This is a genomic window from Pseudomonas sp. NPDC086112 (assembly GCF_044746425.1).
Classification (GTDB): Bacteria; Pseudomonadota; Gammaproteobacteria; order Pseudomonadales; family Pseudomonadaceae; genus Aquipseudomonas.
In genome coordinates this window covers 62,960-83,697 of record NZ_JBIVCD010000028.1, presented here as the reverse complement: position 1 = coordinate 83,697, position 20,738 = coordinate 62,960, and the positions used below count along the sequence as shown (strand labels likewise).

The 20,738-nt window shown below is 59.1% G+C and carries 14 protein-coding genes and 1 pseudogene; 4 read left to right on the top strand and 11 right to left on the bottom strand.

Annotation, left to right across the window (positions count from 1 at the left end):
• Positions 1 to 286: 286 nt before the first annotated feature.
• Positions 287 to 541 (top strand): annotated as a pseudogene (locus tag ACIPLA_RS19190) (YebG family protein); the annotation flags it as partial.
• Positions 542 to 718: 177 nt separating this feature from the next.
• On the opposite strand, the gene ACIPLA_RS19185 reads toward ACIPLA_RS19190, so the two are convergent.
• The 4 genes from ACIPLA_RS19185 to ACIPLA_RS19170 form a co-directional block, all read right to left on the bottom strand.
• Entirely contained in the window at positions 719 to 1,828 is a 1,110-nt protein-coding gene (locus tag ACIPLA_RS19185) for a dihydrolipoamide acetyltransferase family protein (protein ID WP_401175055.1), read from the bottom strand.
• A 27-nt stretch (positions 1,829 to 1,855) separates the two neighbouring features.
• Positions 1,856 to 2,845, bottom strand: coding sequence for an alpha-ketoacid dehydrogenase subunit beta (locus tag ACIPLA_RS19180; protein ID WP_123496700.1), 990 nt, complete (start codon positions 2,843 to 2,845; stop codon positions 1,856 to 1,858).
• A complete protein-coding gene (gene pdhA, locus ACIPLA_RS19175) occupies positions 2,838 to 3,932 on the bottom strand; it encodes a pyruvate dehydrogenase (acetyl-transferring) E1 component subunit alpha (protein ID WP_401175052.1) in 1,095 nt (364 codons plus the stop codon). Before pdhA ends, ACIPLA_RS19180 begins: the two co-directional genes overlap by 8 nt.
• Positions 3,933 to 4,041: 109 nt before the next feature.
• Complete coding sequence (locus tag ACIPLA_RS19170; RefSeq protein ID WP_218398721.1) at positions 4,042 to 5,061, bottom strand: Glu/Leu/Phe/Val dehydrogenase dimerization domain-containing protein; 1,020 nt, start codon at positions 5,059 to 5,061, stop codon at positions 4,042 to 4,044.
• A gap of 183 nt (positions 5,062 to 5,244) precedes the next feature.
• Between ACIPLA_RS19170 and ACIPLA_RS19165 the strand changes: the two genes are divergently transcribed.
• Positions 5,245 to 6,048, top strand: coding sequence for a SirB1 family protein (locus ACIPLA_RS19165; protein ID WP_218398720.1), 804 nt, complete (start codon positions 5,245 to 5,247; stop codon positions 6,046 to 6,048).
• 244 nt (positions 6,049 to 6,292) lie between these two features.
• On the opposite strand, the gene maiA is transcribed toward ACIPLA_RS19165, so the two are convergent.
• From maiA to hmgA, 3 genes are read right to left on the bottom strand one after another with little or no spacing between them, the layout of a single operon-like run.
• Positions 6,293 to 6,928, bottom strand: coding sequence for a maleylacetoacetate isomerase (gene maiA, locus ACIPLA_RS19160; protein ID WP_218398719.1), 636 nt, complete (start codon positions 6,926 to 6,928; stop codon positions 6,293 to 6,295).
• A gap of 12 nt (positions 6,929 to 6,940) precedes the next feature.
• Entirely contained in the window at positions 6,941 to 8,245 is a 1,305-nt protein-coding gene (fahA, locus tag ACIPLA_RS19155) for a fumarylacetoacetase (RefSeq protein ID WP_401175046.1), read from the bottom strand.
• A gap of 2 nt (positions 8,246 to 8,247) precedes the next feature.
• Positions 8,248 to 9,552, bottom strand: a complete 1,305-nt coding sequence (gene hmgA, locus ACIPLA_RS19150; RefSeq protein ID WP_401175044.1) for a homogentisate 1,2-dioxygenase — start codon at positions 9,550 to 9,552, stop codon at positions 8,248 to 8,250.
• Between the two features lie 163 nt (positions 9,553 to 9,715).
• Between hmgA and ACIPLA_RS19145 the strand changes: the two genes are divergently transcribed.
• The gene (locus tag ACIPLA_RS19145) at positions 9,716 to 10,495 is read left to right on the top strand and encodes an IclR family transcriptional regulator (RefSeq protein ID WP_401175042.1); all 780 of its coding nucleotides are present in this window, start codon (positions 9,716 to 9,718) and stop codon (positions 10,493 to 10,495) included.
• A gap of 17 nt (positions 10,496 to 10,512) precedes the next feature.
• On the opposite strand, the gene ACIPLA_RS19140 is transcribed toward ACIPLA_RS19145, so the two are convergent.
• The 4 genes from ACIPLA_RS19140 to ACIPLA_RS19125 all read right to left on the bottom strand — a co-directional run bounded on the left by ACIPLA_RS19140 (position 10,513) and on the right by ACIPLA_RS19125 (position 19,989).
• A complete protein-coding gene (locus ACIPLA_RS19140) occupies positions 10,513 to 13,944 on the bottom strand; it encodes a dermonecrotic toxin domain-containing protein (protein WP_401175039.1) in 3,432 nt (1,143 codons plus the stop codon).
• A gap of 164 nt (positions 13,945 to 14,108) precedes the next feature.
• A complete protein-coding gene (locus tag ACIPLA_RS19135; RefSeq protein WP_401175036.1) occupies positions 14,109 to 16,664 on the bottom strand; it encodes a LuxR C-terminal-related transcriptional regulator in 2,556 nt (851 codons plus the stop codon).
• A gap of 140 nt (positions 16,665 to 16,804) precedes the next feature.
• Positions 16,805 to 18,172, bottom strand: a complete 1,368-nt coding sequence (locus ACIPLA_RS19130) for a DUF1329 domain-containing protein (protein ID WP_218398713.1) — start codon at positions 18,170 to 18,172, stop codon at positions 16,805 to 16,807.
• A 23-nt stretch (positions 18,173 to 18,195) separates the two neighbouring features.
• Positions 18,196 to 19,989, bottom strand: a complete 1,794-nt coding sequence (locus tag ACIPLA_RS19125; RefSeq protein WP_218398712.1) for a DUF1302 domain-containing protein — start codon at positions 19,987 to 19,989, stop codon at positions 18,196 to 18,198.
• A 471-nt stretch (positions 19,990 to 20,460) separates the two neighbouring features.
• Here ACIPLA_RS19125 and ACIPLA_RS19120 point away from each other — a divergent pair, with 471 nt between their 5' ends.
• Entirely contained in the window at positions 20,461 to 20,670 is a 210-nt protein-coding gene (locus tag ACIPLA_RS19120) for a hypothetical protein (RefSeq protein WP_148050134.1), read from the top strand.
• The last annotated feature ends 68 nt before the right edge of the window (positions 20,671 to 20,738 follow it).

Below are 20,738 nucleotides of genomic sequence, written 5' to 3'. Positions count from 1 at the left end.
CACCTCCTGACCGTATTTCATACCTGTAAACGATGTCTCCGGTTTAAAACGTAAAGGATGTCTCCGGTTTCTACCCGAGCAAGCCCGCTCCCACAAGGGACAGCGCATATCCTGTGGGAGCGGGCTTGCTCGCGAATAGGGACAACACGGTTCACCTGACAACCCCTGAATTCGGTCTACATTAAAAAGCCACTACCCAAAGCGCAGGGATTCGCTTATCCTTTTAGCTGTATATAAATACAGTAGTCGAAACAGACAACTAATGTGAAGGCATGTGAGGTGGTGAATGGCCGTCGAAGTGGTATACCGCAGCAGCCGAGATCTGGAGCGCTTGTTCATGGATAAAGCCGAAGCTGACCGTCATGACAAAATGCTCGAACTGGCCGAATTGCTGGCTGAAGTGTTGCAAAAAGCCGTTCCGTCCCTGACCGAACAGCAAGTGGAAGAAGCCGGGATCTACATGGCGAAGAACCGTGATGTGTTCGCCAAGGCATTCAAGAGCCAGCCGGACGCACTGTCTGAACTGTTGAATGCACCCGCCGAAGCCATTGAACCTGTTAAAGCCACTGAACCTGTTGAAGTAGCTGCACCAGTTGAAGTAGCGGGCGCTGAGCCGACCAAGCCAGCCAAAGCCGCCAAGACACCAAAGTAAGCAATGCCCGAATTGAATAGGCCCTGAGTCAAATGGCTCAGGGCCTTTTTCATGCCTGCGGGAAATCTAGACCTCGGGTTGTTCCAGCGCCTCGACCAACGCTTTGAAGAACCGCGCCGCCTCGCCGCCGGTGACCACGCGGTGATCGAAAGTCAGGGACAGCGGCAGGATCGGATGCACCACCACCGCGCCCTCGACCGCCACCGGTTCATCGCGGATCGCCCCGGCGGCGAGGATCGCCACTTGCGGCGGCACCACTACCGGGTTGGCGTAGCGGCCGAACAAGGTGCCGAAGTTCGACAGGGTCAGGGTCGCACCCATCATTTCCTGGGGCGGGATCGAGCGCGCCTGCACGTCGGCCCGCAGACGCATCACACCTTCTTTCAAATCCGCCGCCGTGCGCTGACCGACATCGCGCAGCACCGGCACGAACAAGCCGTCCGGCGTATCCACGGCAATGCCCAGATCGAGTCGTTCGTGTTGCTTGAGCGCCAGGGTTTTGCCGTCAAAGGCGCTGTTGAGCACCGGTTCCACCGCGCAGGCCGCCGCCATCGCCTTGGCCAGGCGAATCAGCGGTTCTCGCGCCTGCCCCCAGCGATACAGATCGGCATCACCGAAAATCGTCACCGGCACCACTTCGGCATGGGACCTGGCCATGTTCAGCGCCATGCTGCGTCGTACACCGCGCAGCTTCTCGCCGCCGAAGCGTTCGCGTTCCGTCTGGGCCGCGTTTTCCACGTCACTGCGGGTGATCTGGCCGTCCTGACCGGAACCGGCCAAGGCGCTCAGTTCAACACCGAGTTGCCGAGCCAGTTGACGCACCGCCGGCGTGGCACGGTTCGCCAGGTGCTCACAAGTCGAAGGCGCAGCGCCGATAAAAAATGCATCCTCCTGATTCGTGCCGCCGCCCTCAAGCCGTCCCACCACGGTGCCCGCATCCGCGTCGCCTTCGTAACCGAGCAGAGGTTCGCCAACGTGAAGGATGTCGCCCTCGCCACCAAAGGTTTTTGCCACCACACCGTCGTAGGGCGCGGGAATGTCCACCAGCGCCTTGGCGGTTTCCACCGACACCAGCAGTTGGTCGGCTTTGACGGTATCGCCGACCTTGACGTGCCAACGGACGATTTCCGCTTCCTGCAAGCCTTCGCCCAGATCCGGCAGTTTGAAATATTTCATCGCAACCTCCTCGGCCTCAGGCGTCTGTTAGGGGTAGTGCTGCATGACGGTGTCGCAGGCATGAAGAATGTCTTCGATGCCGGGCATGTACAGCGATTCCAGTCGATACAGCGGCGGCGGAATGTCTGGCGCGGTGACTCGCTGGATCGGTGCCTGCAACTCCAGAAACACCCGTTCGTAGAGACTGGCGGCGATTTCCGCGCCGACTCCGCAGGAGCGCGGCGCTTCATGCACGATCACGCAACGACCGGTCTTGCGCACCGAGGCTTCCATCGTGTCGAGGTCCAGCGGTTTGATACTGGCGACATCGATCACTTCCGCCGAGACGCCCTGCTCGGCCAGTTGCGTGGCGGCTTGCAGGGTTTCCATCACGCTGGCGCCCCAACTGATCAAGGTAATGTCACTGCCTTCACGCAGGGTGAAACAGCTGTCCAGCGGCAGGCGCTTGCCGTCATCCAGCAGCGGTTGCGGGTTCATTCGATAGAGTCGGGTCGGTTCGAGAAATATCACTGGATCCGGGTCGTCGATGGCTGCGAGCAACAAGCCATAGGCCCGGGCCGGCGAGGACGGGATCACCACCCGCAGCCCCGGAATGTGCGCGAACAGCGCTTCAGTGCTTTCGCTGTGATGTTCCGGCGCGCGAATCCCTGCGCCCATGGGCGAGCGCATCACCATCGGGCAGGTGATCCGCCCGCGCGTGCGATTGCGCATGCGGCTGGCGTGGGACACCAGGTGCTCCATGGTGGCGTAAATAAACCCCATGAACTGGATTTCCACCACCGGTTTCAGGCCTTGGGCCGCCATGCCCACCACCAGCCCGCCGAGCATGGTTTCGGCCAGCGGCGAGTCGATCACCCGCTTGAAACCGAAGGTGTCGCGCAGGCCCAGCGTGGCGCGGAACACGCCTCCGTTTACCCCGACGTCTTCACCGAGGACGATGACGTTCTCGTCCTCGCTCATGGCCCGATGCAACGCAAGATTCACCGCTTCCAGCAGCGTCACTTTGCCGTTACTCATGGCCCGAACCTCCCGTCCGTCGCGCCACCCGCTCCAGAAATTCTTCGCGCTGTTCGGCCAGGGCTTGCGGCCATTGGGCGTAGACATGATCCATCACCGATTCCGGCGCCTGCAGGCCCGCCGCTTCGAAGTTATCCACAGCACGCTGCACCAAACCCTGGCATTCGCTGATTAGCGCCTGTTCGCGGCCTTCGTCCCACACACCCTGCCCGGCCATAAACCGTTGCAGGCGTTTGATCGGTTCTTCGAGCCAGGCCTGCTTGACCTCGTCCGCCGACCGGTAGCGCGTAGCATCGTCGGCGGTGGTGTGATCGCCGAGCCGATAGCTCAGGCATTCGAGCAGCACCGGACCTTTACCGTGACGCGCCCGTTCGAGGGCGGCTTGCACGCGGTCGTAAACGGCGAGCATGTCATTGCCGTCGACTTGCTCCCCGTGGAACCCGGCACCAATGGCTTTCTGCGCCAGCGTCGGAGCGCCGCACTGGATTCGTCGCGGCACCGAGATCGCCCATTGGTTGTTGTTGACCATGAACACCACCGGCAACTGCCAGGCGCCAGCAACGTTGAGGGCCTCGAGGAAATCGCCTTTGCTGGTTCCGCCGTCGCCGCAAGTGGTGACGGCGACCCGATGCTCGCCGCGGATCTTGAAGGCGCTGGCGACGCCACAGGCATGCAGGGCCTGGGTGGCGATCGGCACGCAGATCGGGAAATCCTGGGCCACCGCCGGGTCGGCAAAGTCGCTGCCACGCTCGTCGCCGCCCCAATACAGCAGGATTTCTTCCATGCGTACACCGCGCATCAATTGCACAGCGGTGTCGCGGTAATACGGGATCAGCACGTCTTCGGCATGCATCAGGCTGCCGACCGCGACACCAATGGCTTCCTGGCCCAGGGTCGGTGCGTAGGTGCCGATGCGCCCGGTGCGTTGCAAGGCGACAGCTTTCTGATCGAAAAGGCGGGTCAGGACCATCTGCCGATACAGACGCGTCAACAGATTGAAATCGTCGGCCCAGGCGGGAAGATCGCCGAGTGGCAGGCCATCAGGGGATAAAAATCGGGTGTAAGGCAGCTCAACCTTGTGAAGCATCACAGGGCTCCTGGCACGCGGGAATCGGCGTGCATTTGTCAGGCCCGGCGCTTGTGACGCAGGGCTTGGGGAGCAACGGCCGGATAGGCTCTCACTCCTTTCAAACTTTTCACCGGTACAACACTTTCTCCGCCAACTCATCCGCCACCCGGGCCGGAGAGCGCTTTTCCGCCTGGGCATGGGCGAAGACTTCGGTCAGCCGTGAACTGATTTTCGACAGGTGCGCGGTGATGGTCGTCAGCTCTTCCCCGCGGTGTTTGAGCGACACGTAGATCAGCCCACCGGCATTGATCACGTAATCGGGCGCATACAAAATGCCCCGGCGTTCCAGTTGATCGGCGATTTCCAGATGGATCAGTTGGTTGTTCGCCGAACCGGCGACCGCTGCGCAGCGCAGTTGCGACACGCTGTTGGTGTTTAGCACACCGCCCAGGCCGCAAGGCGCGAGTATGTCGCACGGTGTGCTGAGCAGTGCATCGTTGGCGATTGGATGAGCACCCAATTGCTCCATGGCCAGCTGCACCTTTCCATGATCGATGTCGCTGACCAGCAGCTCGGCACCGGCGGCGTGTAGCTGTTCGGCCAAGGCATAACCGACATTGCCCAGGCCTTGAATGGCTATGCGCAAGCCTTCGAGATTATCGCTGCCCAAGCGGGCCATGGCGGTGCTGCGAATACCAGCGAATACGCCCATGGCGGCATGCGGTGCAGGGTCGCCCGCGGCGGTGGTGCTGGTAACGAACTGCGTCTGTTGGGCGATGCAATCCATGTCCGCCACCGAAGTGCCGGCGTCGATGGCGGTGATGTAGCGACCGTCGAGTTCGTTAATGCGGCGCCCGAAAGCTTCAAATAGCGCGGCGCGGTTTTCCACATGGGCCGGGCGAACAATCACCGCAACGCCACCACCCTGAGCCAGGCCAGCCAGGGCCGCCTTGTAACTCATGCCTTGGGCAAGGCGCACAGCATCCTCGATCGCGGATTCATCGCTGGGGTAAGCAAGGTAACGACACCCGCCCAGGGCAGGTCCCAGACGGCTGTTGTGGATGGCAATCACCGCCTTCAACCCGGTGACCGGATCGACGCTCAGGTGCAGCGATTCAAGGCGAGTGCTTTGCATGAGAGCGAACATCGTAGGGCTCCCGAATCACTTCTTGTAGTCGCCAGTATAAGCTTGTGCACAAAAATTGCAGAAACGCCCCGGAATAAGCGGCGTCGCTTTAGAGGCTTTCGGACATAACCTGCTAGCGCCTGTGCCCGACACTGGACGAAAGCCTGAGACGGGGCTAAAACGAGGCATTCCCCGGAGATTTTGATGACCCCGCGCCAACGTTTTTTCGACTGTCTGCAACGATCACCGCCCGCGCTGTTCGAGGCGGCACTGTGGATGGCCGTCGAACACGATAAGGAACTGAATCCCGAGACGGTGCTGGCGGATTTCAAGGACCTGCAACAGCGGGTCAGCTACGGGTTGCCGATGCTGCCGGTGAGTGAATTGGCCCAACCGTTGTTGCGCCGAATGAATGACCTGGGGTTCGCTCAGGACGACTCCACGCCCTTGCGTCCGCAAGTGGCGTTACTCCATAAAGTGCTGGAGCGTCGGCGGGGCCAACCGCTGGTGCTGGGCCTGATTGCGCTGGAACTGGCCAGAAGGCTGGAGATTCCCATGGTCGGGGTCAACTTCCCCGGGCATTTCCTGCTGCGGGTGCAAGGCGCCGATCATCTGCTCGACCCTTGCGGCGGGCGACGGCTATACCCCAACGACTGCCGGGAGTTACTGCAACGCCAGTACGGCCCGAACATGCAGCTCGGCGCCGAGCATTTACTGACAGCCGAACCGGTGCAGATGCTGCAGCGGCTGTCGCGCAACCTGCGCCAGTTGTACCTCACGAATGATGACTACATCGACGCCCTGATCGACGCCGAGCGCGTGCTTGAATTGGGCAACGCCAGCGCCTCGGACTATCTGGCCCGGGCCAGTCTCTACCAACGACTGGACTGCCCGAATGCCGAGCGTTTTGACCTGGAGCACGCGCTGCTGCTCTGTGACGACCCGATCCAGCGGATTCGCCTCACCGAACGGCTCGGGCATTTGCCACCCAACTCGGTCGTGCACTAATCACCCCCCGTTGTAGGAGCGAGGCTTGCCCGCGAAACAGACGCCTCGGTCCATCAGGAATACCGCGTTATCGTTCTTCGCGGGCAAGCCTCGCTCCTACAAAGGTCAGATGCGATCCAACCGATATCACCGCGCCCTGTAGGAGCCAGGCTTGCCGGCGAACCAGACGCCTCGGTCCATCAGGAGCACCGCGTTATCCTTCTTCGCGAGCAAGCCCGCTCCCACATTAGGTCTATGTGAGCCATTAAGGGGTGTCGGGCTGATTTGCCGGATGGGCCAGGAAGAAGGCGGGGTGTGTCGCCGCCAATGCCGCCACTCGACGAATTCGCGGGTAGGCCTCAAGGGAAATATTGAAGCGCTCGGCCGCATACAACTGCGGGATCAAATAGACATCCGCCAGCCCCGGCTGATCGCCAAAGCAGTAACCGGTGTCACCGATCAACTGCTCCACCGTCGCCAACCCTTGCCTGATCCAGTGACCGATCCACTCAACCACCTGCGGCTCATCGTGCCCCAACTGCCGAAGCTGATTGAGCACGCTGACGTTGTGCAGGGGGTGAACATCGCAGCCGATCACCGCCGCCACGCCACGCTCATGGGCACGGGCGACGAGGTCCTTGGACAGCAATGGCACCTGTGGATAACGTTCCTCCAGGTACTCGATGATCGCCGGCGACTGGATCAGCAACTCGCCCTCATCAGTGCGCAAGGCCGGCACCCGACCTTGGGGGTTGATGCCCAGATAGGTCGGCTGCCGATGTTCGCCACCTTGCGGCGCGATCAGGTTGACCGGCAGCGCCTGGTAATCCAGCCCCTTGAGCGCCAACGCAATGCGCACCCGGTAGGACGAAGTCGAACGATAGTAGGTATAGAGTTCCATGACCCGATCCTCTTAGCGTGCTGGCAGCACTTTGCCGCGGCATTCGCCGAAACCGATGGAAGCAAAACCCTCGCGGCTGCAACGTGCGCGCAGAATGATTTCGTCGCCGTCCTCAAGAAATTTACGCACCTCGCCCGACGCCAGCTCGATCGGCTTCTTACCGCCCTCGGTGATTTCCAGCAAGCTGCCGAACTGACCGTTTTCAGGACCGGACAGCGTGCCCGAACCGAACAGATCACCGGCCTGCAACTGGCAGCCGTTGACGCTGTGATGCGCAACCAGTTGTGCAACGGTCCAGTACATGTGTTGGGTGTTGCTGAGGGTCAGGCGATGGGCTGGCAGATTTTGCTCGCGCATCGATTCGGTCAGCAGCAGCACTTCGAGTTCGATGTCGAAGGCCCCGGCGGCCTGATCACGCTTGTCGAACAAATACGGCAACGGCTGCGGATCGCCTTCCGGGCGCGCAGGCTGCGCACGACGGAACGGCTCCAGCGCTTCGGCCGTCACCACCCACGGCGAAATGCTGGTGATGAAACTCTTGGACAGGAACGGACCCAACGGCTGGTATTCCCAGGCCTGGATGTCTCGCGCCGACCAGTCGTTGAGCAGGCAGAAACCGGCGATGTGGTCGGCGGCGTCACCGATGGCGATGGAGTCGCCCATCGCGTTGCCCTGACCGATCCAGATACCCAGTTCCAATTCATAGTCCAGACGTGCGCACGGACCAAACGTCGGCTCGGTCTGGCCGGCCGGCAGGGTCTGGCCTTTCGGCCGACGCACGTCAGTGCCGGACGGGCGAATGGTCGAGGCACGGCCGTGGTAACCAATCGGCACGTACTTGTAGTTCGGCAGCAACGGGTTGTCCGGGCGGAACAGTTTGCCGACATTCTGCGCGTGCTCGATGCCGACGTAGAAGTCGGTGTAGTCGTTGATCTTCGCCGGCAAGTGCATTTCACAATCTGCCGCCAGCGGCAGCAGTTTGGCACCTTGGGCCTCGATCTTGCCGTGCAGGGTGCTGCCTTCCTTGAACAACTCGATCAAGCGTTCACGCAAGGCCACGCGTGCCTCGCGACCCAGTTCGAAAAACGCATTCAGCTGACCACCGCGGGTGGCTTCGACAGCTTTCTTCGCAATGCCATCGAACAGCCCGGCCTCCAGTGCCGCTTCCAGATCAAAGATGTGGTCGCCGATCGCCACGCCACTGCGCGGCGCGGAGCCCTTCACGCTGAACACGCCCAACGGCAGGTTCTGCAGCGGAAAATCCGCGTGGCCGTTGGCGGAGGCAACCCAGCTACGAGTGATGGAAGTCTGAGTCATGGTTATCTCCGGGTCGGGTCGAAAGTCGCGGGCAGCGTGGCCCAGCAGGCGTCGTAATTGTTTTGCAATTGTGGGCAATCCAGGGCGAATCGGCTCGGGCGCAACACTTGGCTGGTCTCGAACATGAAGGCCATGGTGTTGTCGATTTTAGCCGGCACCAGTTCCGCGTTGATCGCCTTGGTGCAAGTCTCACCGTCGGGGCCGTGGGCGCTCATGCAACTGTGCAACGACGCACCGCCGGGCACAAAGCCTTCGGCCTTGGCATCGTATTCGCCCTGGATCAGGCCCATGAATTCGTTCATCAGGTTGCGGTGGAACCACGGTGGACGGAATGTCTTCTCGGCGACCATCCAGCGTGGCGGGAAGATCACGAAATCCAGGTTGGCCAGACCATGCACGCTGGTCGGCGAAGTCAGAACAGTGAAAATCGATGGGTCCGGATGATCGAAACTGACGGTGCCGATGGTGTTGAAGCGGCGCAGGTCATATTTATACGGCACGTTATTGCCGTGCCAGGCGACCACATTCAGCGGCGAATGATCGAGCTCACAACCCCACAACTGGCCGAGGAATTTCTGCACCAGAGTGGTCGGTTGCTTGAGGTTTTCGTAATAGGCCACCGGCGTCAGGAAGTCTCGCGGATTAGCCAGACCGTTGCTGCCGATCGGCCCTAGATCCGGCAGGCGCAGAGGGGCGCCATGGTTTTCGGCGATATAGCCGCGGGCTTGCGGGTCGAGCAGTTCGACGCGGAATTTCAGCCCGCGAGGCAGGACGGCGATTTCCAGCGGTTCCAGTTCCAGCACGCCCAGTTCGGTGGCGATGCGCAGGCGACCCAGTTCCGGCACCAGCAGCAATTCGCCGTCGGCGTTGAAGAACACGCGTTCCATGGAACGGTTGGCGCGGTAGTTATAAATACTGATCCCGGACGGTTTTTCTGCGCCCGAGTTGGCGGCCATGCTCACCAGCCCGTCGATGAAATCGGTGGGCTCGGTCGGCATGTCCAACGGATTCCAGCGCAGGCGATTGGGGGTCACTTCACCCAACGGACCACCGGCCAGTTGCCGATCCAGTTTGACGAATGCCGGGTGATTGGCCGACGGCTGAATGCGGTACATCCAGGTCCGCCGCGCTTCGCTGCGAGCCATGGTAAATGCAGTGCCGGAGAACAGTTCGGTGTACAGGCCGTAAGGGGCTTTTTGCGGGGAGTTCTGGCCGATGGGCAATGCGCCGGGCAACGCTTCGCTGCTGAATTCGTTGCCAAAGCCTGACTGATAAGCCAGCGCTGGCGCCGTTGAATCGAGGTTCATGGAGCCTCCTGAACGGGAGTTGGCAATGGCCTGTCACTCTGCTGAAGAGATCTTGGCACGCCAGGGTTATTTTTATCGTAATTCGATTACGCATAACGTAATTTGATTGGTATTGACCGTCAAGCTATAAAGACGCCCATTCGTCCCGGGATCACACCGCCTCATGACCAGCGAAAGCAACGGTAAACAGAAAGTCCGCTCGGCCGAAGTCGGTACCGACATCCTCAAGGCGCTTGCCGAGCTGTCGCCATCGACCTCGTTGTCGCGCCTGGCTGAACACGTGCAGATGCCGGCGAGCAAGGTTCATCGCTATCTACAGGCGCTGATCGCCAGCGGTTTTGCCGAGCAGAACCCCGCCACCAACCACTATGGCCTCGGCCGTGAAGCGCTTCGGGTTGGCTTGGCTGCTTTGAACAGTATGGACGTGCTGAAAGTCGCCGCCCTACCCCTGGCCGAACTACGCGACGATTTGAATGAGACCTGTTTTTTGGCGGTATGGGGCAATCAGGGCGCGACGGTGGTGCATATCGAACCGGCCGTGCGCGCGGTGACAGTGGTCACGCAATTGGGCTCGGTTTTACCGTTGCTCAGCTCCTCGACGGGGCTGGTGTTCAGTGCCTATTTGCCCCACCGTGAAAGCGATGAGTTGCGCGATCTCGAAGTTCGCGCCGTCGACGTTCATCCGTTGGCCGATGAGCAGGCTTACGCCACATTGTGCGAACATATCCGCGAACGCGGCTTGCACCATGTTCACGGCTTGCTGATGCCCGGCGTGGATGCGTTGTCGGCACCGGTGTTCAATGCGGTTGGGCAGGTGGCCGCGGTGATGACCATCGTCGGCCCGGCCTCGTTGTTCCATGCCGATGAAAACGGCCCGGCGGCGCAGCGGTTGTTGGCGGCGACGCGGGCCGTAAGTTGGCGGATGGGGTATCAGCCTGAGTAACGGCTGACCCGGCAGGATCAGTCTGTGATTCGGGTTTTACTGTCCTGAATCAGGTACGTGGACGTCACCGCAGTGACATAGCCAGCGCCCACCGGAACGCCGGTCGCGGTCGACAAAATTTCGGAGATGTCCTTGATCTGCAACAACAGGCCCACCGCCGAAGTCGACGTGCCAACCCCCGCCACGAAGCCCACATACGCGAGGATGGTGCTTCTCCAGGCCGAGGCGAGGTAGGCTTTGCCGGCATCTTCATCGCCCAGACTGTAAGCAATCACACCCTGAACGATCGAACGCGTGATACGCAGGACGCTGACCACCATAGCCACTGGAGGGATAAACAGCGAGATGACATCCACCACCAGTTCTGCGCCGATCATCACGTTACGCCAGAAAATTTCCGCACGCGTGCTCGTCTGATAGTCGACGTCATAGATAAGCCGCAACACCATACTGTGGTATTCGAACTTGAAGTGGGTCACAGGGTAACTGTCTCGCAAACTTGGCGTCGGCAAGGCACCTGAAGCGTTGCGGCAGTTGTCGATATAACGTTGCACTACGCCTCTGTCTTCCAGCCTGACAAGTCCGACAACATGATTGCCCAGTGCGCCTCCCTTTAAGCCCTGAGTCAACGACTCAATGGGACGAAATGCCAGGCCATCCGGTGCTTTCGGAATGTAGATCAGGTATTCCAACCTGCCAGCCACCTTGCGCCCGAACGTATAGGCCCCCTCCAACCGTCGCCCCTCGAGCGCCAGCGTATAAACGCCTTCGCCTGGCACCCCCCCCGTCTGCAACGGAAGCGTATTGTGAATACGATCATGATCCAGATCCTCGATCAGCCCCTTGAGCCAATTGAAGTGTTCACCGGAAAGAGAGCCCTGCATTTTTTGTGTCAATGCCGCCCTGAGCATTTCGTTCTGCACGGTCTTGCAGTAAAGCTTTGCTTTCAGATCATAAGAAGGCGTTGCCAGAAAATCCTGCCGTAGATACTGCTCATATTTCTCGCCCGGCATTAACTTGATCAGCGCAGTGACAGTGGCCTCATTCAAGCGCCCCAGCGACGAGTTATCCATGGAACCGAACCACACCGTTCCATCAGCACGCCAAATCTGCCACTGAATGAACACATTGGTGAGTGTCATATAGTCGTGTCCACGCAACTTGACGCTCACCCGATCCGGGTCGATTTCCGGATGTGGGCCGGATCGACGCAGATAATCGTTCAACGCCTTCATGACCAGTTTGCGCGAGAAGGCGGCAAGCGTTTCGATATGCAGTGGTTCTTTTGATACCTGGTAGATGGCTTTGAAATCTGTGTTCAGCCTTGTGAAAAGTTCGCGATCTTGTGGCGCGGCCTTCCTGTACCAGACGGGTGTGACCACTTGTTCTTCGGCAATTTCCCAGCCGACGATGTTATGGATGGCGCCCATCAACAGTCCGTCTTCCGTCGCCCATTTCACCAAAGTGACACCACCCCACCACCACTGCTGGTACACCGTCGCCGGCTCGACTTCAGATAGATATCTCTTCACGAGATCCGCACGATCCATGCTGAAAGCCTGCCCGATCAGGAAGTCACGATCGCGCTGCTCGAACCCCCAGCGGATGAATTGACGTTTGAGCGCCGTCAGATCGGGGAACTCATACCATTGCTGCCCCGTCGGTGCGCCAGGCGCATAGAGCACATGCATCGAAAAATCAGCCATTGCACCTCTGGCACGGTAAACGATCATGTCTTTAAACGGCCGGTAGTGGCTGCGAAAAGCAACGCTGTATGCCTCCACGCCCGGATCGCCAAACAGATAGCGCTGCGCGATGTCCTGTGCTTGGGGGCTGATATGTTTTTGAAGCAACGCGGCGAAGTTACTCAGTGCAATCTGTTGACTCAATACTTCTCGCAGGGCGTCTTTAACTTGCGGATCGCTGAGGCGATAACTTCGTTCACTGGCGTATTTCAAACGAAGATCAAATTTCCGGATGGTGTCTACAATATTGAAAGCCAAGTTGTAGTGAAATTCTTCAAACTGAATCGTGTATTGCCCTGCAACATCATGCACACCATACATGAACAGCTGTGTCAGGGTTTTACGCTGGACATGCTCGATGTTCCTGGCGCCCATACGCACCGAATGCTTTACCGACACCCAAACAGTATCGGGATCAACGCGATTGGGACTGACTTGGGAAATATGTTCTTCGACGACCCGCCGCACATAGTCCTGAAAGGAGGACAGCCCCCCCATCGCCTCATGCAATGCCACCTGGCTTCTGAGCAACGCCTGTTCCAAAGCGGCAAATGTTTTCTGATGGGTGGTGGAAGTGTCCTTCAGCCATTGGGGCCTGGCGTTCATCGTCATCAATGCGAGCAGACGTGCGGTGCGGCTCTTGGCATAACCGTTCAACTCATCCAGACGTTGAGTCTGCTCAATGGATTGGACGATGCCTGGCAGATCCGCATCTGGCTCCAGCAAGCGGCGAATGCCATAAGCGACGTCACGCCGTTGTTTATCCAACAGGTTGTCGATGGCAACCTGGAAAATTTCGCCATGGGTTTTTAAATAACGGATATCAGGAACACTTCTGACCTGTTCAGCGTCCTCCAGTGAAATATCTTTGAGCAACTGCGCCCGGCTGTTCGCGTCGCGAAGGCGCTGCTCCAGCGAGCGGTGCATTATTGCCGACGTCTGGAACGTTTCCAGCCCGTTTGCAGGGGTGTAAAGGATGACCCAGTCATCATTGGCAGGTACAAGTTCATCGATGGACCGGCCACTTAAATACATGACAAAACAACAAGCCAGCGTTGCAAATCGTCCGTTTTCCAGCTCCAGAGAAAGACTGTAAGCCGGCGTCTGGGAATTGCCCCTGATGTAAACTTCGTAGCTCTTTTCTACTTCCGACCTCACCCCTTGCATTTGTACCGTTGCTTTCAACTCTTGCCAGAAAAGCGCCGCATACACGTCCCGCAGATCACTGCTGCGAGAGACCGATTCACGACCTTGGGCATCCTTGCCCAGAGGTGCCGCCCAGTGTTGCCCCAGAACTTGCGTGTATTTTTGCGCCAGTGTACCCAGCACATCGCCGATCAGCGCCCCCAGAACAACCACGTCCAGACCGTCGACCCGGTCCAACTCATCCGTGGAGCCGGACCAGTCATAGACGCCGTACTGACTCGCGTCATAAACAGGAGCGCGCCCACGACTCAGACACTCCATGAATACGTCCAAGAACAGACCAGTCGGCTCCTGATTCACAATGCCTGAACGTCGGGCATTGATGTAAGTCCTGCTGATGTAGACCTCCGGCAACAGTTGCTGAAGTTCCTTTAACAAAACGTCTTGCACGATTGATTTAAACGATGGGGTTTTGTTGAGCACTTCTTCCAGCGCGGTAAAACCTTCAACCACCTTCCCAAGATCTTCCTGTATTAACGGTATTTCCTGAACAGTCATATACACATTCCATTAATGCACCTTAAAAATCAGACAACGAAACATTGCCTGAACCAGTGCAATTAACGTAACGCAACCAAAACCAACAATAACACCCACCACTCTTTGCAAAACATTAAATATCCAAAACATCAAAACAGATTCACAACATGATTAAAAAACAATTAACCGCACAAACCCAGCATTCTTGCCCTTGCCACTGCGTGCGTCCTGCGTTCGACCCCTAACTTTCCATGAATTCGCCGGACATGTGTTTTAACGGTATGCAATGAGATGAATAACTTATCGGCTATTTGTCGGTTCGAACTTCCTGACGCAATCAACTCAAGCACTTCCAACTCCCTCAGGCTCAGTGGACTTTCATTAATATCCTTGTCAGAAAATGGCTCGTTATTATCGATCATGTGCAGTTCCGACAAGAAACCGGGACAACGCCTGTTCAACTGCGCCAACAACGGCTGCAAGTTACAACGGTTCGCCTTCGCTACGCCTTTTTCGAAAAACTGCCGGGCATTCCCCTGTTCGCCCACCATGAAGGCCGCCTCGGCCATCGCCAGCAGAAGCTCGGCTTCCAGGCTGATCATCCCGTTCGCTTGTGCGTGCTCAAGCAGAGCGGCGAGTCGAGCCAAGGGATCCTCCACCCGTTGCAGTTTGACCTCGGCCAGAATCAACAAATACTCAATCCGCGGAATCAACTCCAGTGTCGCCGGTGGGGCCTGCCGGGCCTGTGGCCCCCGATAATGGTTGAGCACCCGGCTCAACGCCTCACGGGCCAGTTCGGGACGCCCCTGTTGCAACCAGCACTGACTGCTGACCTGCAGCAGAGCACCACGGTAGACCGTGTCCGGGATCTGCCGCTGCTGCATCAATCGCTCGGCGTCGCGCAGGCGGACGAAGGCTTGGGCGTAGTCGCCCTGATTGGCCGCCAGTTGTGCCTGCCCGAGAAAACCGTACAGCGCACGTTTGTCATGATTGCGAACGCAGTCCTCCAACCCGGCCTGAAAAAAATCCGCGGCCTGTTCATCCAGCCCCTGACACAAGGCCAGGCGCCCTCGACGCAAGGCAATTCGCCCCAGTAGAGGCACTGCTCGGTCAGATTGCAGGCAAAGCAATTCATGCATATTGGCGAGCAGACTTTCAGCCCGCACCGCCGCACCCCGTTGCTCCAGCAATTGCGCATGATCGAGTTCCATCAAGCCCTCGAACACCAGAGATCCTTGCGCCCGCGCCAGGCACAGCGCCTCGCGGTTATGGGCTTGCGCCACGTCGAGTTCGCCCCTTAGCAGGGCTTGTTGCGTCAGACCGGACAAACACATCAGGCGCGCCGTCCAGCATTCGGGATCGAGCGCGCTCAATGCATCAAGAAAGTGCGCACGCGAAGACTCCATTCGTCCCTGCAAATGCAGTAACCAACCCTGCAGAGCCTGCCAGCGTGCAATCAGTTGACGCTGAAGCACCGCCGAGGGTTGAGGCGTGAAATGCGCCAAATGAGCGATGCACAGAGTCGCTTGTTCAAAGCGTCCGGCGAACAACAGCGCAGCGGTAATCAAGCCCACCAACTGCGGACTCCCCAGCGTCAGTTCTTCGCCTTGCTGCTCATGCAAACGCAGCAACAGCACGACCATTTGCTCTTCGAACAAGTGCTCGAAACTGAAGTGCTGCAACAGGCTGACCGCCACCTCGTATTCCTCGGCGAGCAAGGCCTGTTCGAAGGCTGATTTCCAGTCCTGTTCAGCACAGAACCACTGGCATGCACGCCGATGCCAAGAGCGTCCCGCCGGCCATTGCTCATCGCGCAACAACTGCGTGAACGGGGTGAAAATCTGCAGCCAGTCGCTGGAGTCCCCCCAAGGTTCGATAAAACAGCCCAGCGCTTGCAAGGTCCGCAAGTATTGAGCGCCCTCCCCGGCCCCGAACAGGTGATCGCACAATCGGGCATTGAAGCGGGGCAAGTGGGCCAGCACGCGCCAGACCTCGCTCAACTCAGGCGTCAGCGAGCTGAACAACTCATGCCCCAGGTAATCGAGCAAGGTGGCCGCCCGTCCCAGGGAGTTGTCCTGACGTGACCAGTCGCACTTCTGCAACAATGCAATCCGTACACCGGCACACCAGCCGCCGGTGCGCTGGATAATCCGACTGGCCACCTTACCGGCTTGCTCGGGTACCCAGGGCTGCAATATCTGCTCGACTTCACCTTGGGTGAACGCCAGCGAAGGGCTCTCGCACTCGTACAACTCAGCGTCGAGCAGCAATCTTGGCCAGTTGCATGGCGGCCGGCGGCGGGCACCCAGCCACCAGGTCAGCATCGGGCTGCTGATCGCCAACATGCGATCCAGTAACTGATCCAGCTCCGGGTTCGGCAGACGGCAATAGTCATCGAGAAACAGCCAAGTCGGCGTCTGCAGTCGCGCCAGATCGCCCAGCAACCCGGTTTCATCCGATGAGGCCAGCCCCAACGTTTCTGCCAGACGCTGACAAAAATCCGCTGCGCTCCACGCCACGCCGGACAATGGCAACCAATGCACCTGGCATTGGGTTGGCGCCTGCAACAGGCATTCGGCGAGCAACGCGCTCTTGCCACTGCCGGCGGGTGCGCAGAGTAATTTCACCCGGGCCGTCGAAGCCAATAACGGCTCGCTTAAACGAGCCCGCGACAGGTGATGAGAGGACAGGCGGGGCAGGAATCCAGAACGGTCCAGACACGGAGTCATGGCGGTCATTGCGGCGTGCCTTTTTATAATTGTCCGGCCACCCTAGCCCTCTATAACCCGCTTGTTGAGAAGTATTCAGGACGCTGATTGGCGCCCATAAAAAAGGCGACCCGCAGGTCGCCTCTGGTGATGCCAATGTATCAAAACCCTTACCGAACGCCCTCGGCGCGCAGGGCCGACGGAGTGTAGTCCGCTGACTTGGCGTCGAAGCCGAATTCGAAGCTGTGCTTCTCTTCGTTCTTCATGCCCAAGGCAATGTATCGGCCGGCAATGATGTCGTAGAGCGCCTCCAGGGTGTAGGCCGGCGTCTGGTGATCGTAGTAATACTGGGCGTGACCTTCGGCCACTCGCCACAGTTGACCGCGACCGTCGTAGTGATCCGCCAGCGCCACTTGCCAGCTGTCTTCGTCGAGGTACATATGGCGTTTGGCGTAGATGTGCCGTTCACTCGGCTTGACCGTGCCGACCACTTCCCAGACCCGGTGCAACTCGTAACGGGTCAGGTCCTGATTGATGTGCCCGGCCTTGACCACGTCATCGTACTTGAGGCTCGGCGAGTCGAGTTTGTAGCTGTTGTAGGGAATGTACATTTCCTTTTTGCCAATCAGTTTCCAGTCGTAGCGATCCGGCGCACCGGAGAACATGTCGAAGTTATCCGACGTGCGCAGACCATCGGCGGCGGTGCCCGGCCCGTCGTAGGCCACTTGCGGCGCGCGTCGTACCCGACGTTGACCGGCGTTGTAGATCCACGCCAGACGCGGCTCTTTCACTTGGTCGAGGGTTTCATGCACCAGCAACACGTTACCCGCCAACCGCGCCGGCGCGGTCACCGACTGTTTGAAGAAGGTCAGTACGTTGGCGCCTTTTTCCGGGTCCAGGTCCTTCATCAGTTGCGGTACGGCGATCTCTTCCTCGAAGCGGATCGGCGTGTAGCTGCCATTGGTCTGCGGGGTCACCTGAGTGATGATGCGGCGCAGGTTGCCGCCGTGATAACGGGTGATGTGGTTCCACAGCACCTCGACGCCGTTCTTCGGAATCGGGAATGCGTAATAGCGATTGCCGGTGAAATTGGCCAGGCCGTTACCGTCGTTGATGCTGTTCACATTCAGCGCGCTGCGCTTGGCCGACTCGTAGATTTCCGCCGGCAGGCCCACGGTGCGATGGGTCGCGTAGACCGGGATCTTGTAGGTTTCCGGGTAGCGCTTGAACATCGCCACCTGCCCATCCGAAAGCTTGTCCTTGTACTTATCAACAGTCGCGGCGGTGATGGTGAACAACGGTTTTTCGTTGGCGAACGGGTCAGCCAGGAAGCCTTTGCTGTCGACAGCGCCGGCGTTTTTCGGGATGCCACCGGTCCAGGCCGGGATCGAGCCGTCGGCGTTGCCGGCCTTCTCGGCGCCCAGCGGCGTGAGTGTGTTGCCGAGCTTGTTGGCTTCTTCCGGCGAGACCGCCGCCATCACGTTGGCGGCCAGCAGGCTCAGGGCCAGGGCGCCGCATTGCAGAATCATCTTGCGCATTAACATCATCCTTCTCAGCCAGATCAGAAGTTCACACCGAAGCTCAGCGCCAGGAAGTCACGGTCTTCCAGGACGTTGTAGTCACCGCCGAAGAAGTCGGTGTAACTGAGGCTCGCGGTATAGGTGTTGCGGTAATCGGCATCGACACCGACGCTGACCGCCTTGGCGCCTTCGTTGAACAGCCCGTTGGGACCGTAGCCGGCGACGTCATGGGACCAGGACAGGTTGGGTTTGAGGTTGATCCCGCCGATCACGTTGGCGTAATCAAGGATCGCCCGGGCGCGGTAACCCCAGGAAGTTGAGGTGACGAAGCCGTCGGTATCGCCGCCGAAACCGTACTGGCCGTAAACCGAATCGCGGCCATAACGCAGCTTGCTTCGCGACTCCAGACCACCAACCCGTACCACCGCTGCTTCACCCACCAGGGTCAGCCGTTGGGCGCCCAATACCTGGTCGAAAAAGTGCGTCAGGGTGCTTTGGACCTGGGTCACTTCCTTGCGGCGATAACCCGTGTTGTCGGCACCTGGCCGGGTCGCGACAGGCGATGCGGCGCCGCCGGCGATCGGGTTAAGCAACGCCAGTGTCAGGTCGTTGGTATTGACCTGCACCGGAGCGTTGGGCCGGTAGCTGATTTCGCCGGTCCAGGCAGTCCCGGTGGGCAAAGTGGTGGAGAAGCTTGCACCGTACAGACGAATGTCTTCCGGGTATTCGAGGTAATACTGGCCGCGCCCGAGCATCACGCTTTGCGCCAGGCCCGAGCCGCTGCCCGGGGCCAGACGGTTGGCAATGCTGACCATGCCCGGCAGGCTGGCCAGTGTGGACAGCCCGGCGGTGGTGGTGCCGACGGTCGGTGTGCGACTGTGGTAGTTCATGAAGTAGAGGCCGTATTCGGTGTCGTCACCGAGCCAGCGCAAGGCGGTGCCCCACTGCCCTGAATCCCGGGCATCGCGGTCGCCGCCACGAGGCACGATGACGCCCTCACGGGTGACCTGAATAGGTTGGCCAAAGGCTGACGCCAGCGGCGCCAACGGCGCAATCGCCGGGCTGCCGACGGTATAACCGTTGTTGCAGCCGTCCGCCGCCACGTCGACGCCGAAGAAAGTGCCGCAGTTGTCGAGAACGGTCTGATCCCACTCCAGTTGGTAGAAACCTTCCACCGTGAGCTGATCGGTCAGGCCCTGGGAAGCGAACAGCATGTTCACCGGAATCAGGCCTTCCTTGATCTCCGCCCCCGGACGACGGAATGCGGAAACGTCGACCGGGTTGATGCTGTTGATCGAGTTGCCGATGAAGGTACTTTCACCCCAGCTGACCACCTGCTTGCCGGCGCGCACGGTGCCCGGCAGATCGGCGATGGAATAGTTGTGATAGACGAATGCATCGAGGATCTGTGCGCCCGAAGACTTGGCGCCTTCTTTGCGACCGCTGTCGCTGATCTGTTTGAACTCGCGGTCTTCGTCCTTCAGCTCGAAGTCGTACCAGTACTTGCCACGGACGAACACGCCTGTGTCGCCGTATTTCAATTCGAGGTCGTGGATACCTTTGAAGATCTTGGAGAAGGTCTCGCCTTTCTTGAAGTTCAGGCGCCCGTCATCACCGGTCGAAGACTGGCCGGTACCGCCGTTGACGGTGCCCACCAGTGACTTGTCGGCATCGCGCATGCCCCAGCTCGCGCCGACCGACAACGAGGAATCGAACTGCCCCTCGATTTCGCCGATGTTGAATGAAACAGCCTGCGCCTGGGCACAGCAGCCCAAGGCCACCGCAGCGGCCAGCGCTTGCGGTTTGAAGATGGCGCGCATTGTTGTTTTTGTCATGCGTCTTCCCCGGTGAGTGACAGAAGGCCCCACCCTACTGCCGCACGCCGGGAGCGATAAGCGCACCAAGGAGGTATTCGCGTTGTCCCTCCAAAGGATGAATGCCCGCATGGGACGGGGGTTTGCGCGAGGTATGGATGGGCTGGATGGAGGGTTATCAGTGCAGCGCATGGGACAGGGTGAAGCCGGGGTGCGTAGCAGGCGCTCGCTTGTAGCAGCTGCCGAGCTCGCGAGGCTGCGTTCGGCTGCGTAAACCCTGAATCCAAAGTGTGCCTGACAGAACGCAGTGCCTGATTTTGCGACTGCTTCGCAGCCGAACGCAGCCTTCGGCAGCTGCTACAAGTGTCAGCCTGCGACTGTTGCTCAGCCTGCAACAGTGCATGTCTGGAATCGCTATTTTTCCTTTGCGCTCAAGCCCTTATTCTTGCCGGGCTTTCACGGCAAACGGCCTGAAAGCACGAAGCGACGGGGATGATTGACCCACCCCGTTGGCGACAGATTCCAGATGATTTGAAGCGTATTTTTTCGACTCATCGCCCCCTGTTCACTGACGTTGATTTATTGCTCCTTGATCCACGTCTTGCTTTGGCCGCTGCGTTTGCAGCGGCCTTTTTTATGGGCGATGGTTTTGTCTGGCAATCAGGCTTCATACAAGTATTCCTACAAGATGTTTCGCTGTAGCAGGTAAGAAAAATCCTCTTCAAGATAAAGACATTTCTAATTATTTATTCAGTCAAGGAAACTTCTCT